Source organism: Sulfitobacter profundi, assembly GCF_042661425.1.
Taxonomy (GTDB): Bacteria; Pseudomonadota; Alphaproteobacteria; order Rhodobacterales; family Rhodobacteraceae; genus Sulfitobacter; species Sulfitobacter profundi.
The window spans coordinates 1,425,909-1,439,625 of the sequence record NZ_JBHSWA010000001.1 but is presented as its reverse complement, the minus strand read 5'-3'; the positions used below and the strand labels follow the sequence as shown (position 1 = coordinate 1,439,625).

At 62.6% G+C, this 13,717-nt stretch carries 11 protein-coding genes and 2 pseudogenes; 5 read left to right on the top strand and 8 right to left on the bottom strand.

The annotated features are described in order from the left end of the window. Positions 1-27: 27 nt before the first annotated feature. The 7 genes and pseudogenes from ACFQAU_RS07575 to mutM form a co-directional block, all read right to left on the bottom strand. Complete coding sequence (locus ACFQAU_RS07575; protein WP_067940379.1) at positions 28-648, bottom strand: LysE family translocator; 621 nt, start codon at positions 646-648, stop codon at positions 28-30. After that, positions 645-1,742 carry a DNA replication/repair protein RecF gene (gene recF, locus ACFQAU_RS07570; protein ID WP_067940382.1) on the bottom strand — a complete coding sequence of 366 codons (1,098 nt, stop codon included), beginning with the start codon at positions 1,740-1,742 and terminating at the stop codon, positions 645-647. The genes ACFQAU_RS07575 and recF overlap by 4 nt, the downstream gene beginning before the upstream one ends. Before the next feature lie 59 nt (positions 1,743-1,801). Further along, positions 1,802-2,920, bottom strand: a complete 1,119-nt coding sequence (gene dnaN / locus ACFQAU_RS07565; protein ID WP_067622958.1) for a DNA polymerase III subunit beta — start codon at positions 2,918-2,920, stop codon at positions 1,802-1,804. 162 nt (positions 2,921-3,082) lie between these two features. After that, positions 3,083-4,444: a chromosomal replication initiator protein DnaA gene (gene dnaA / locus ACFQAU_RS07560; RefSeq protein WP_132443922.1), complete on the bottom strand. Its 1,362-nt coding sequence runs from the start codon at positions 4,442-4,444 to the stop codon at positions 3,083-3,085. A 517-nt stretch (positions 4,445-4,961) separates the two neighbouring features. Next, a complete protein-coding gene (gene rpsT / locus ACFQAU_RS07555) occupies positions 4,962-5,225 on the bottom strand; it encodes a 30S ribosomal protein S20 (protein WP_120352099.1) in 264 nt (87 codons plus the stop codon). Positions 5,226-5,399: 174 nt separating this feature from the next. Beyond that, entirely contained in the window at positions 5,400-6,176 is a 777-nt protein-coding gene (locus tag ACFQAU_RS07550) for an enoyl-CoA hydratase (RefSeq protein WP_067622966.1), read from the bottom strand. A gap of 64 nt (positions 6,177-6,240) precedes the next feature. After that, positions 6,241-7,090 (bottom strand): annotated as a pseudogene (gene mutM / locus ACFQAU_RS07545) (bifunctional DNA-formamidopyrimidine glycosylase/DNA-(apurinic or apyrimidinic site) lyase). Positions 7,091-7,190: 100 nt separating this feature from the next. Here mutM and ubiE point away from each other — a divergent pair. Both ubiE and ubiB read left to right on the top strand, forming a co-directional pair. After that, positions 7,191-7,943, top strand: coding sequence for a bifunctional demethylmenaquinone methyltransferase/2-methoxy-6-polyprenyl-1,4-benzoquinol methylase UbiE (gene ubiE / locus ACFQAU_RS07540; RefSeq protein ID WP_132443920.1), 753 nt, complete (start codon positions 7,191-7,193; stop codon positions 7,941-7,943). After that, a pseudogene (gene ubiB / locus ACFQAU_RS07535) lies at positions 7,943-9,474 on the top strand (2-polyprenylphenol 6-hydroxylase). The gene ubiE and the pseudogene ubiB overlap by 1 nt, the downstream one beginning before the upstream one ends. Before the next feature lie 27 nt (positions 9,475-9,501). On the opposite strand, the gene ACFQAU_RS07530 reads toward ubiB, so the two are convergent. Continuing rightward, a complete protein-coding gene (locus ACFQAU_RS07530; protein ID WP_120352095.1) occupies positions 9,502-10,683 on the bottom strand; it encodes an acetyl-CoA C-acyltransferase family protein in 1,182 nt (393 codons plus the stop codon). A gap of 115 nt (positions 10,684-10,798) precedes the next feature. On the opposite strand from ACFQAU_RS07530, the gene ACFQAU_RS07525 reads away from it, so the two are divergent. The 3 genes from ACFQAU_RS07525 to tdh all read left to right on the top strand — a co-directional run bounded on the left by ACFQAU_RS07525 (position 10,799) and on the right by tdh (position 13,684). Then, positions 10,799-11,365 carry a helix-turn-helix domain-containing protein gene (locus ACFQAU_RS07525; protein WP_132443918.1) on the top strand — a complete coding sequence of 189 codons (567 nt, stop codon included), beginning with the start codon at positions 10,799-10,801 and terminating at the stop codon, positions 11,363-11,365. A gap of 94 nt (positions 11,366-11,459) precedes the next feature. Then, on the top strand, positions 11,460-12,647 hold the full coding sequence (locus tag ACFQAU_RS07520; protein ID WP_132443917.1) for a glycine C-acetyltransferase: 1,188 nt from the start codon (positions 11,460-11,462) through the stop codon (positions 12,645-12,647). Further along, positions 12,644-13,684: an L-threonine 3-dehydrogenase gene (gene tdh, locus ACFQAU_RS07515; protein ID WP_132443916.1), complete on the top strand. Its 1,041-nt coding sequence runs from the start codon at positions 12,644-12,646 to the stop codon at positions 13,682-13,684. The genes ACFQAU_RS07520 and tdh overlap by 4 nt, the downstream gene beginning before the upstream one ends. Positions 13,685-13,717: the final 33 nt, after the last annotated feature.

Sequence of the window (13,717 nt, the reverse complement as noted above, 5' to 3'; positions counted from 1 at the left end):
GTCACGCGAATGACACAAGATTTTGTGTCAGGTGAAGGGGATGATCAGCCCCACGAAAATGAGCATCCCGCCCGAGATCAGATTGATCCGCCGCAGGGTGCGCGGGGCGGTCAGAAAACCGCGCAGGCGGCCCACCAGCAGCGCGATCACAAGGTTGCCGATAAGCGGCACGATGACCGAGGCGGCGAGGATTAGCCCGATGTCGGGCCCGGTGACTTGGCGCAGATCAAAGAAGCCGGGCAGCACGCCCATGTAGAACAGGACCGCCTTGGGATTGCCGAGGATCGCCACCAGCCCCGCAACGAAACCCGACCACATCCCGGGGCGGGTGAGGCGGCTGTCGGTACTGATCTGCGTACCCGCCTGACGGATCAGGCCAATCCCCATGGCGATGAACACCAGCGCCGCAGTCCAGCGCAGCACCTCCATCACCGTGTCAAAGGCCGAGACGATCCATGTGATCCCCAGCACCGCCACCAGCGGCCAAAGCATGTCACCAATCGCCACGCCGAGCGCCAGCGGCCATGCCGCCTGAAACCCGCCCGAAAGGGCACGGGCCATCATTGCCAGCCAAACCGGGCCGGGGGTGAGGAACAGGATCAAGAGCGCGCCGCAGTAAAGCAGCAGATCGGCGGGGGTAAGGGTCACGGTCGCCGCTCCACCTGCGAAAGGCCGTCCTCTTCGGTGACCTCAACATATTGCGCCCGCGCGCCAAGGCTTTCGAACAGTTCAGGCCCGGTGCCGGTCATCCAAGCCTGCGCACCAAGCGCGGTGATCTCGTCGTAAAGCGCCGCGCGGCGGCTCGCGTCGAGATGGGCGGCGACCTCGTCCAGCAGCAGCAGCGGCGGCGCGCCGAAGTCGGCGGCGATGGCGCGGGCATTGGCAAGGATGAGCGAGACCAGCAGCGCCTTCTGCTCTCCGGTGGAGCAGTCCCGCGCGGCGATGCCCTTAGCGGCATAGGTGCCCTCCAGATCGGCGCGGTGCGGGCCGATGAGCGTGCGCCCGGCGGCAAGGTCGCGCATGCGGTTGTCCGAGAGCGCAGCGCGCAGGGCATCGGCGCTCTCGGGCATGTCGTTCAGCAGCGACAGCGTCGCGATGGGGAAAGCAGTCTGGGCCTCTGCCTGCGCCGCCTCAAGGGCTGCCAGCGCCTGTAGGCGGTTGGCGTGAATCTGCGCCCCGGTTTCAGCCATTCGGGTCTCAAGCGCTGTGTACCACGCAGGCTCGCGCACCATGTCCTTGAGCAGCCGGTTGCGCTCGCGCATGGCTTTCTCGTAGCTCAGTGACAGGTCCGCATGATCGGGCAGCATCGAAAGCGTCACCCGGTCTAGAAAGCGCCGCCGTCCCTCGGCGCCTTCGATCCAAAGCCGGTCCATGGCGGGGATCAGCCAGAGCACGCGGGCAATGCGACCAAGCGCCGTTTGTGCGGACGCCTTGCCGTCGATCTTGGTCTGCCGTGCAGCGCCCGCTTCGGACCAGATGTCGACCTCATGCAGCACCGTGGGGCCGTGCAGCAGCCCGGTCACCTTCCAGCCCAAAGCCTCGGGCCGCCGTGCCATGTCTTGCGCGCTGGTGCGGCGCAGCCCGCGACCCGGCGACAGCAGCGAGATCGCTTCGATGACATTGGTCTTGCCCGCGCCATTGGGGCCATAGAGCGCGACGGGGCGCGCATCCACGTCGATCACCGCCCGGCGGTGCGAGCGGAAATGCGAGAGGCCGAGGTTGGAAAGATACAGTTGCGCCATTCAGACCCCGTTTTCTTTGAAAGAAAACGGCGCGGGAATTTCAAAAATTCCCGCCCAACTCACACGCGCATCGGCATGACGACGTAAACCGCCGAAGTGTCATTGCCTTCGCGCATCAGGGTCGGGTCGCCAGAGGAGTTGAACAGGAAGACGGCGTTCTCGCGGTCCACTTGGCTTGCGATCTCAAGCAGGTATTTGGCGTTGAAACCAATCTCCAGCCGCTCGTCGGCATAGGCCACGGCCAGCTCTTCTTCGGCGGCGCCGCTGTCAGGCGCGTTGACGGACAGCACCAGACGGTCTTCGTCCAGTTGCAGTTTTACGGCGCGCGAACGCTCGGAACTCACGGTCGCCACACGGTCCACCGCACGGGCGAAATCCGCGGCGTCGACTTCCATCTTGCGGGTGTTTCCCTGTGGGATCACGCGGGTGTAATCGGGGAAGGTGCCGTCGATGACCTTGGAGGTCAGGGTGATGGCGGGGGTGGCGAAACGGATCTTGGTCTCCGACACGGACACCGCGATTTCCATCTCGTCATCATCCAGCAGCTTGCGCAATTCGCCCACGGTTTTGCGCGGCACGATGACGCCGGGCATCTCAGCCGCACCCTCGGGCATCTCGGCGTCGATCCGGGCGAGGCGGTGACCATCGGTCGCCACGCAGCGCAGCGCCTTGCCGCCTTCGGCATCCGCGATATGCAGGTAGACACCGTTCAGGTAATAGCGCGTCTCTTCGGTGGAGATGGCAAATTTCGACTTGTCGAACAGGCGGCGCAGCACCGGGGCAGGGGCCGCGAAGTTCGAGGCATATTCCGAGGACGCCATGACGGGGAAGTCCTCACGCGGCAGGGTCGCCAGCGAGAAGTTCGAGCGGCCCGCTTCGACAGTCAGGCGGCCAGCGGCGGTATCGGCGGTCAGGCTGATCAACGCGCCATCGGGCAGTTTGCGCACGATTTCATGCAGCAGCGTGGCCGAAACGGTGGTGGCGCCAGCGCGCTCAACCTGCGCGGCGACCTTGTCGACCACTTCGATATCCAGATCGGTGGCGCGGAAGGAAACATCGCTGCCCTCGGCCTCGATCAGCACGTTGGCGAGGATCGGAATGGTGTTGCGGCGCTCGACCACGGATTGGGCTTGCGAAACGGCCTTGAGCAGTGCCGCGCGTTCGATGCTGAATTTCATATGCCTTCTCCCATACCGATTGCCGGGAGAGGCAAACTACCCGGTTCCCACGCTTACACAAGAACTTTTGTGGCTTTGTTTAAGTGAATGCAAGAGGGGCGCAAGCTGCGCCCCGATCGCTGTTTAACCGTGTCCTGAGGACAACCCCTCAGGCCGCTCAGCTTAGGATTCGAGCGCCCGGCGCAGCAGTTCCAGATCCTCGGCGATCTGCCCGTCCGAGACCTTGAGCTCTTCGATGCGGCGCACCCCGTGCATGACGGTGGTGTGGTCGCGCCCGCCAAAGCGGCGGCCGATTTCGGGCAGGGAGCGGCTGGTCATCTGCTTGCACAGATACATCGCCACCTGACGCGGGCGGGCATAGCTGCGCAGACGCTTGGGGCCGATCATGTCGCTCAGGCGGATGTTGTAGTGATCCGACACTTTCCGCTGGATTTCCTCGACCGAGATCTTGCGCTCGGAGGCGCGCAGCACGTCGGCCAGGCAGTCCTGCGTCAGACCCATGTCGATCTCACGGCCCACGAGCGAGGCGAAGGCAAAGAGCCGGGTCAGCGCGCCTTCGAGAACACGCACGTTCGAGGTGATGCGATGCGCGAGGAATTCCAGCACGCCATCGGCCACTTCGAGGTCCGGATAGGTCTTGCGCTGCACTTCGACCTTGCTTTGCAGGATGCCGAGGCGGAGTTCATAGTCCGTCGGGTGCAGGTCAACGATCAGGCCGCATTGCAGGCGTGACTTCACCCGGTCTTCGAGGTCTTTGATCTCCCCCGGTGCGCGGTCGGCAGAGATGATGATCTGTTTGTGCTGGTCCACAAGCGCGTTGAACGTGTGAAAGAACTCTTCTTGGGTGGAATCTTTGCCCGCGATGAACTGCACGTCATCGACCATCAGCACGTCGACCGAACGGAAGATCTCTTTGAAGTCCATCATCTTGCGGTCGCGCAGCGCCTGAACGAAACGGTACATGAACTGCTCGGCCGAGAGGTAGAGCACATTCATCTCAGGCTTACGTTCGTGCAATTCGCGCGCGATCGCGTGCATGAGGTGCGTTTTACCCAAACCGACACCGCCATAAAGGAACAGCGGGTTGAAGGTGACCGGCCCGCCTTCGGCGACGCGGCGGGCGGCAGCGTGGGCCAATTCGTTGGGCTTGCCGACGACGAAATTGTCAAAGCTGAAGCGCGGGTCAAGCGGGGCGGTGCTCAGCTGGGTGTTGGCGGCGGGTTTCACGGCAGCCGTGGTCTGACGCGCAGCCGGGGCAGGCTTTTCGGCGGCAGGGCTGGGTTGCTGATTCAAGGCAAAGTTCAAACGGGTGGCATCGGTGCCCGCCGTGTTGATCTCATGCAGGATCAGATCCGAGAAATTCTGGCTGACGTAGTTCCCGAAGAAATTTGTCGGCACTTTGAGTGTCACGATTCCGTCTTCAACAGCGCCGGGCACAAGCGGTTCAATCCAAGTGGTGTAGTTGTTCTGCCCCACCGTCTTTAGAAGCCGCTCTTTGATCTCGCCCCAGTGATCTAATGTCATCGTGCCTTACGTCCCGCTTTGCTTTTCGCACAGAGGCCGAGTGGATCCCGGCCCTCAATATTGTTTCACCCGGCAACAGGTCATCCACCCGGTCCCACGCGGATGACCGACCTGTGTCCTTCGGACTTTAAAAGAATGGCAAGCCCATAACCCTGATGCGCCGCAAAACGGCGCAAGAGGCGCTGAACGAACCGTTCGTGTTCTCATCGACAGGGTAAACGTGCTGGCAGCAGCATTCACGACAGTGCGCGGGACCGTTTTTACACGGTCACTTGCACCCCTAAACTTGGCATTCTGCCAGTCGGCTGACACCTTGTTCAGGGCCTGTCCCCCCAAGCGAAATGAATCGCTGGACCTTTGGTAGCAAGTGTTTCCGGTCCGCTTCAACATATCTTCCATCTTGACTCAGAGATTGCCTGAAAAGAATCTCTGGCGTGTTTTTTTCGCTGCACCCGCACGAAAAAGGCGCCGCAATGCGGCGCCTCTTGTCTTTCAAAGGGTTGGCTGTGGAGCCGTATTAACCCAGTGCTTTGACCCGTGCGGACAGACGCGACATTTTGCGCGAAGCGGTGTTTTTGTGGAAAACGCCTTTGGTGACGCCGCGCATCAGCTCGGGCTGGGCGACTTTCAAAGCGGCGGTTGCGGCTTCTTTATCACCGGAGGTGATCGCCTCTTCGACTTTGCGCAGGTAGGTGCGGATGCGCGAACGACGGGCTTTATTGATCGCAAAACGTTTCTCGTTTTGACGTGCGCGCTTTGCGGATTGTGTTGTGTTTGCCATGAGTATCAGCCTTCGGGTTCATTTTGTTGCGTAGCAATGCGTGACGCCAACCCTACCGGAAATCCGGGCCCCAAAAGGGCAGGTGATTCTAGCCAGAGCGGGCTGCACGCGCATGTATTGGGGCTGCCTATAAGACAGCAGGCGCGGCAATGCAAGCCGCGCCACTGGAATCGCTTATTTGTCGCGGAACTGCGCTTCGCGCTTTTCAAGAAAGGCCGACATGCCTTCTTTCTGGTCTTCGGTGTTGAACAGCGAATGGAACATGCGGCGCTCGAACAAAAGGCCTTCGCTCAGCGGCACCTCATAGGCGCGGTTCACGCATTCCTTGACCACGGTGGCCGAGATCATGGATTTTTCGGCAATCTTGCCAGCGGCGGCCATGGCTTCTTCCATCAGCTTTTTGACCGGCACAACGCGCGACACAAGGCCCGAGCGTTCGGCTTCTTCGGCATCCATGAAACGGCCCGTCAGGTTCATGTCCATCGCTTTGGACTTGCCCACAAGGCGCGTCAGACGCTGGGTGCCGCCGATGCCTGCCACGACACCAAGGTTGATCTCAGGCTGGCCGAACTTGGCGCTTTCCGAACAGATGATGAAATCGCACATCATCGCCAATTCGCAGCCACCGCCCAAGGCATAGCCCGACACGGCTGCGATGATCGGCTTGCGCACGCGCAGGATTTGATCGGTCTCGGGCGTGAAGAGATCACCCATGAAGACGTCAACAAAGCTTTGATCGCGCATCATCGCGATGTCGGCCCCGGCAGCGAATGCCTTTTCCGACCCGGTGATGACGATGCAACGCACCTTGTCGTTTTCCTGTGCGCCTTTCAGCGCTTTGGCCAATTCACCCAGCAACGCGTCGTTGAGCGCGTTCAGCGCATCCGGGCGGTTGAGGGTGATCAGGGCCACATGGTTGTCCACGTCCACGGTGATCGTTTCGTAAGCCATCAAGAATGCTCTTTGTTGTTGCGCTCAGGGGAATGTGCATACCACGGCACCCCCATGTTTCAAGTTATCTTTGGCAGCGCGGACAATAGAAGGAAGACCGTCCGCTTTGTACGATGCGCCCAATGGTGCCGTCGCAGCCCGGTCGGCGGCAGGGTTGCCCTCTCGTCCGTAGACATCGAAGCTGTGCTGGAAATAGCCCAATTCGCCGTCCGCCTGCCGGAAGTCCTTGAGCGAGGATCCCCCGCCGTGATGGCATCGGCCAGCACCTCGCGGATGATCGGCACCAGCCCGGCGATCCGCGTGGTCGAGATGCGCCCGGCCTTGCGGGCGGGGTGAATCCCTGCGCGGTAAAGTGCTTCGCAGACGTAGATATTTCCCAAACCCGCCACGACCCGCTGATCCAGCAAGGCGGATTTGATCGGTGTGTTGCGCCCTTTCAGCGCGGCCACCAGATGCGCTTCGTGAAAGTCATTGCCCAAGGGTTCCGGCCCGAGCGAGGCCAGCAGTTTATGCGTTTCGGCCCCCGCCGTGGGCATCAGATCCATCGCGCCAAAACGGCGCGGGTCGTTAAAGGTGATCCGCGCACCGTTACCCATATGCAACACGACGTGGTCATGTTTCTCCGGGGCGGGGTGGTTGTGCTGAAACTGTCCCAACGGGTCGCCCGAGACGAGCATCCGCCCGGACATGCCCAAATGCACCAACAGCGATTCCCCACCCTCCAGATCGGCGAGGATGTATTTCGACCGTCGTCGCAGCAGCCCGACCCGCTGCCCAGTCAGCCGCTCTGCCATCCGTTCGGGGAAGGGCCAGCGCAGATCGGGGCGGTTGACCTCGGCCCGGGCGATCACTTGCCCCTCCATCGCGGGGGCCAGCCCCCGGCGGACGGTTTCGACCTCTGGCAGTTCCGGCATCTCGGTTTCCCCTCTGGCTTGCCTGTGACAAAAGGCACGCATTGTCCCCAGCCTACGGCACCCTATAACAAGGGACTGAACCAGAGGATCGCAAGAGCAGATGACCCAGGACGCCGACAAAACCACCCATTTCGGGTTCGAGACCGTACCCGAGCATGAAAAAGCAGGTCGGGTGCAGGGTGTGTTCAACTCCGTCGCCAGCAAATACGACATCATGAACGATGTGATGAGCATGGGCATCCACCGCGTCTGGAAAGAAGCGATGATGGATTGGCTCGCCCCGCGCCCCGGTCAGAAGTTGCTGGATGTGGCGGGTGGCACGGGCGATGTGTCGTTCAAGTTTCTGGGCCGCGCGGGCCACGGTCATGCGACGGTGCTCGACCTCACCGAGCCGATGTTGGTCGAAGGCCGCAAACGCGCCGAGGCCGACAGCCTGACCGGCAGCCTTGATTGGGTGGTGGGCGATGCCATGTCACTGCCGTTTCCCGACAACACCTTTGATGTCTATACAATCAGCTTTGGCATCCGGAACGTGACCCGCCCCCAAGAGGCGCTGAACGAAGCGTACCGCGTGCTGCGCCCCGGTGGCCGTCTGATGGTGTTAGAGTTCAGCCAGCTGCCCAACCCGGCGATGCAAAAAGCCTATGACCTTTACAGTTTCAACGTGATCCCGCGCATGGGGCAGGCCATCGCGGGCGACCGCGACAGCTATCAGTATCTGGTCGAATCGATCCGCAATTTCCCCGATCAGGAAACGTTTCTGTCGATGGTACGCACGGCCGGTTTCGGGCAGGCCAAATACCGCAACCTGAGCATGGGCATCGCGGCGCTGCATTCGGGCTGGAAACTCTGATGCGCGGACCTCACAACATTTGGCGGCTGATCCGCACCGGCGCGACGTTGGAACGCGCGGGCGCGATGAATGTGGTGCTGGATGCTTTCGATGCTTCCCCGGCGCTGCGTTTCGTGGCCCGCGCGCTTGGCCTGCCGTTCAAATGGCTGGGCTACAAAGGCGACCCGACCATGCCGCCCGCCACCCGCGCGCTGACCGCGCTTGGCCCGGCCTACATCAAATTCGGTCAGGTGCTTTCGACCCGGCCCGACGTGGTTGGGGATGATCTGGCTGTGCAACTGCGTGTCTTGCAAGACAAGCTGCCGCCTTTTGACACGGCGCTGGCCCGCAGGGCGGTCGAGCAGGAGTTGGGTGAGCCGGTCAGCGCGATTTTCTCTGAGTTCAGCGAACCCGTCGCCGCGGCCTCTATCGCGCAGGTCCACCATGCACGACTGGCCGAGACCGGCGAAGAGGTCGCCGTCAAAGTCCTGCGCCCCGGCATCGAAAAAGCCTTCCGCAAGGACATCGACGCTTTCTATCTTGCCGCCCGCATGGCCGAAATCTTCTCTCCCGGATCGCGCCGCTTGCGCCCGATGGAGGTGATCGAGCATTTCGACGGCGTTGTGCGGGGGAGTTGGACCTGCGGCTGGAAAGCTCTGCCGCGTCGGAGTTTGCCGCCAACACCAAAGATGACACCGGATTTCAACTGCCTGAGATCAAATGGAATTATTCGGGCCGCCGCGTGATGACGCTGGGCTGGGCCGATGGTCTGCCGCTGGGCGACAACGCCGCGCTGGATGCGGCGGGTCACGACCGGGTAGGGCTGTCGGAACGGGTGCTGCAACTCTTTTTGCAACACGCCCTGCGCGACGGTTATTTTCACGCCGACATGCACCAAGGCAACCTCAAGGTCGCGGCCAATGGCGATATCATCGCCTATGACTTCGGCATCATGGGTCATATCGACAGCTATACCCGCCGCGTCTATGCCGAGATCCTCTATGGCTTTATCCGCCGCGATTACGAGCGCGTGGCCAAGGTGCATTTTGAGGCGGGTTATGTGCCTGCCGACAAGGATGTCGATGAATTCGCCCGCGCCCTGCGCGCGGTGGGCGAGCCGATTTTCGGCATGGATGCCACCCGCATCTCCATGGCGCGGCTGCTGACCTACCTCTTTGAAGTGACTGAGCGTTTCGGCATGGAAACCCGGACCGAGCTGATCTTGCTGCAACGCACGATGGTCGTGGTCGAGGGCGTGGCCCGCTCGCTCAACCCGCATATCAACATCTGGGAAGTCGCGAGCCCGATTGTGACCGATTACATCACCAAGTCGCTAGGGCCGCGCGCGATCGTTTCTGATCTGCGCGACACGGCGATGGTCATGGCCCGCTTTGGTCCGCGTTTGCCGGGGCTGGTCGAACAGGCGCTGAACCGTCAGGCCGAGGAGCAGCCAGAGCGCCGCCCGCGGTTCTGGCGCTACATCGCGGCGACTGCGGTGATGTCCGGCATTGCCGGGGCCACCACAATCGCCCTGATCGGCGCGCTGCTTTAGGGCAGGGGGCCGCGGAGGCCCCGCCATTCAGGCAATACGTTCGATGGCCATGGCGATGCCTTGCCCGCCGCCGATGCACATGGTGATCAACGCGCGCTTGCCGCCAATCCGCTCCAACTCATAAAGCGCTTTCACGGTGATGATCGCCCCGGTCGCGCCGACCGGGTGGCCAAGGGCGATGGCCCCGCCGTTGGGGTTCACTTTTGCCGGGTCGAATCCCAACTCCTTGCTCACCGCCAGCGCTTGGCTGGCGAAGGCCTCGTTGCTTTCGATCACATCGAAATCATCGGCCTTCAGGCCGGTGCGCTCCAGCAGGCGGCGGACAGCGGGAACCGGGCCGATGCCCATGACTTCGGGGCGCACACCGGCATGGGCGTAGCCAAGGATGCGCGCACGGGGCGTGAGCCCGGCGGCCTCGGCTGCCCCGGCGCGGGCCAGCACCAGCGCCGCGGCACCGTCGTTGATACCGCTGGCATTGCCCGCTGTGACGCGCCCGTCCTTCTGGAATACGGGGCGCAGCCCGGCCAGTGCCTCGGCCGTGGTGGCCTTGGGGTGTTCATCGGTGTCAAAGGGCACCATGTCGCGCTTGACCTTTACGTCGACCGGCACGATTTGATCCTTGAAATGCCCCGCCGCGATGGCCGCCGCTGCGCGTTCTTGGCTTTGCAGGGCAAAGGCGTCCATCTCCTCGCGGGTGATGGTATGTTCATCCGCGACATTCTCGGCCGTGACCCCCATGTGGCCGGTGCCGAAGGGGCAGTTCAGCGTGCCCAAAAGCATGTCGAGGCTGCGAACATCGCCCATTTTCTGGCCCCAGCGGGCATCGGGCAGAATGTAAGGCGCGCGCGACATGCTCTCGGCTCCGCCAGCAAGGGCGAAATCCGCATCGCCCAGCATCAGGCTTTGGGTCGCCGAGACCAGCGCCTGCACGCCCGAACCGCACAGGCGGTTCACGTTCATCGCGGGCACTTCATCCGGCACGCCCGCATCGCGCGCGGCGACGCGGCTGAGGTACATGTCGCGCGGCTCGGTGTTGATGACGGTGCCAAACACCACATGGCCGATCTGGTCAGGGCTGACGCCCGCACGCTCCATCGCCGCTGCCGCGACGGTGCTGCCAAGCTTGGTGGGTGGGGTGCCGGCAAGGCTGCCGCCGAAAGTGCCGATGGCGCTGCGCGCACCGCTCAGGATGACGATATCGTCTGACATGAAACTCTCCTTTGGTCGTTGCCAGCACTATGGGCCGGGGGCGGGGCAAAGTCAGTGGAAACGTCCCGTCAAAGCGCGGCTTGACAGGGGCGGGGCGCCGCGCGACATATCCGTCATGACGGACAACACAGACAAGATCCTGACACAGCTGCCCGCCCGCTTGAAAGCGGCACGACAGGGGCAGGGGCTTTCGCTTGATGCGGTGGCCAAGCTTTCGGGCGTGTCGCGCTCCATGGTGAGCCAGATCGAGCGCGGCGAATCGAGCCCTACGATCGCCACGCTGTGGAACCTCACGCGCGCCTTGCAGGTGGATTTCGCCGGGCTTTTGGATGGTGCGCCGACAGAGGCTCAGATCGAAGTGCTGCGCAGCGCCGCCGTGCCGACGATCAGCAACCTTGGGTCAGGCTGCCGGATCCGCATCTTGTCCCCGCCCGAAGAGGCCGGGCATCACGAGGTTTACGAACTGCTCATCGCCGAAGGTGGCATGCTCGACAGTGCGCCGCATACCCGCGGCGCGCGCGAGCATCTGAGCGTTTTCGAGGGGGCAGTCGAAGTGACCAGCGGTGTGGGGACAGAGCAGTTGCAGGCCGGAGACACGGCCCGCTATGCCGCCGACGTGCCCCATGCGATCCGCGCGACCGCTGGGCCGGTGCGTGCCTTTTTGGTGGTGCAAGACGCCTGATCTCCGGTATATCGGAATAAATCCGCCATTTCGGAAATCCTCTATTTCGGAACGGCCTCCGTTATGGTAGATGCTCCCTGAAAAGGAGAGCCTCATGACCCAAGCATTTCTATCCCATGTCACCGACACCCTAGCCGAGATCGACGCCGAGGGCATGATGAAGCGCGAGCGGCTCATCACCACCCCGCAGGGCGGTGAGATCGCGGTGGGTGACCGCGAGGTCATCAACCTCTGCGCCAACAACTATCTCGGCCTCGCCGATCATCCCGAGTTGATCGCCACCGCCAAAGAGGCGATGGACGAGAAAGGATTCGGCATGGCCTCGGTCCGCTTTATCTGCGGCACGCAGGACATCCACCGCGAGTTGGAGCAGAAGCTGGCGGGCTTTCTCGGGCATGACGATTCGATCCTCTTCGCCGCCTGTTTCGACGCCAACGGCGGGCTGTTCGAGCCGCTGCTGGGGCCGGAGGACGCGGTGATTTCAGACGCACTGAACCATGCCTCGATCATCGACGGCATTCGTCTGTGCAAGGCGAAACGCTACCGCTATGCCAACAGCGACATGGCGGATCTTGAGGCCAAGCTGAAGCAGGCCCGCGAGGATGGCGCGCGGTTCATCATGATCGCGACCGACGGGGTCTTCTCCATGGACGGCTATCTGGCGAACCTGCCCGAGATCACCGCACTGGCCGAGAAATATGAGGCGCTGGTGATGGTCGATGACTGCCATTCCACCGGCTTCATGGGGCCGAAGGGTGCAGGCACGCCCGCGCATCACGGGGTCAAGGTCGACATCGTGACCGGCACGCTGGGCAAGGCGCTTGGTGGGGCCATCGGCGGCTATATCGCAGGGCCGCAGCCGGTGATCGACCTACTGCGCCAGCGCGCGCGGCCCTATCTGTTTTCCAACTCCCTGCCGTCGTCGATCGTGCGCGCCGGCATCCGGGCGCTGGAACTGGTCGAAGACGGCGATGATCTGCGTGCACGCCTTTTCGAGAATACGAAATACTGGCGCGCGGGGCTGGAGAAGTTGGGCTTTGACCTGCTGCCCGGTGAACACCCCATCGTGCCCGTCATGCTGGGCGAGGCGCAGTTGGCGCAGGACATGGCCGCACGGCTTTTCGAGGAGGGGGTCTATGTCTCGGGCTTCTTCTTCCCGGTGGTGCCGCGCGGTCAGGCGCGCATCCGCACGCAGATGAACGCGGCACTGACCCGCGAGCAACTTGACCGCGCGTTGACGGCATTCGAAGTCGCGGGCAAAGCCTGTGGGGTGATCGAATGACCACGAATGAAATGAAAGCGCTGGCCAAGCTGCACCCCCGCGAGGGGCTGTGGATGACCCATGCGCCAGTGCCCGAGATCGGCCCCGAGGACGTGCTGATCAAGATCAACAAGACCGGAATCTGTGGCACCGATATCCACATCTGGAACTGGGACGATTGGGCTGCCGGGACGGTGCCGGTGGGGCTGATCACGGGCCATGAGTTCGCGGGCGAGATCGTCGAGTTGGGCCGCAATGTCGAAGGCCTTGAGATCGGGCAGCGTTGCTCGGGCGAGGGGCATCTGATTGGCAAACAGTCACGCCAAAGCCGTGCGGGGAAGTTCCACCTTGATCCCGCGACGCGGGGCATCGGGGTAAACGAACAGGGGGCCTTTGCGCAATATCTGCGGCTGCCCGCCTTTAACGTGGTGCCGCTGCCGGATGAGATTTCAGACGACATCGGCGCGATCCTCGATCCCTTGGGCAATGCGGTGCACACAGCGTTAAGTTTTGATCTGGTGGGTGAGGATGTGTTGATCACTGGCGCGGGGCCCATCGGCATCATGGCGGCGGCGGTGGCGCGGCATGTCGGCGCGCGGCATGTGGTGATCACGGATGTGAACCCCGACAGGCTGGCGCTGGCGGAAAAGGTCGCCGACGTGGTGACAGTGAACGTGGCCGAAGAGGATTTGGCCGACGTGATCCCCCGGCTGAAGATGAAACAGGGCTTTGACGTGGGCCTTGAAATGTCGGGCAACCAGCAGGCGCTGGATCAGATGGTTGAGGCCATGACCATGGGCGGGCGCATCGCGATGCTGGGCATCCCGCCGGGCAAATCGCCGGTGGATTGGAGCCGTATCGTTTTCAAGGCGATCACCATCAAGGGCGTCTATGGCCGCGAGATTTTCGAGACCTGGTACAAGATGATCGCCATGCTGGAGAACGGGCTCGATGTCTCTGCCATCATCACCCATCGCTTCGGGGTCGATGATTTCGAGCAGGGCTTTGCCGCGATGAAATCGGGCCAGTCGGGCAAGGTCGTGCTTGACTGGAGCTAAGCCACTCAGGGGCGCAGGCGATTGCGCCCCTGC

Bases quoted from the DNA above. Each gene is read 5' to 3' on its own strand.
- recF (WP_067940382.1), bottom strand. From the start codon at position 1,742: ATGGCGCAACTGTATCTTTCCAACCTCGGCCTCTCGCATTTCCGCTCG.
- dnaA (WP_132443922.1), bottom strand. From the start codon at position 4,444: ATGACATTAGATCACTGGGGCGAGATCAAAGAGCGGCTTCTAAAGACG.
- ACFQAU_RS07550 (WP_067622966.1), bottom strand. From the start codon at position 6,176: ATGGCTTACGAAACGATCACCGTGGACGTGGACAACCATGTGGCCCTG.
- tdh (WP_132443916.1), top strand. From the start codon at position 12,644: ATGACCACGAATGAAATGAAAGCGCTGGCCAAGCTGCACCCCCGCGAG.
- rpsT (WP_120352099.1), bottom strand. From the start codon at position 5,225: ATGGCAAACACAACACAATCCGCAAAGCGCGCACGTCAAAACGAGAAA.
- ACFQAU_RS07525 (WP_132443918.1), top strand. From the start codon at position 10,799: ATGACGGACAACACAGACAAGATCCTGACACAGCTGCCCGCCCGCTTG.
- ACFQAU_RS07520 (WP_132443917.1), top strand. From the start codon at position 11,460: ATGACCCAAGCATTTCTATCCCATGTCACCGACACCCTAGCCGAGATC.
- ACFQAU_RS07530 (WP_120352095.1), bottom strand. From the start codon at position 10,683: ATGTCAGACGATATCGTCATCCTGAGCGGTGCGCGCAGCGCCATCGGC.
- dnaN (WP_067622958.1), bottom strand. From the start codon at position 2,920: ATGAAATTCAGCATCGAACGCGCGGCACTGCTCAAGGCCGTTTCGCAA.
- ubiE (WP_132443920.1), top strand. From the start codon at position 7,191: ATGACCCAGGACGCCGACAAAACCACCCATTTCGGGTTCGAGACCGTA.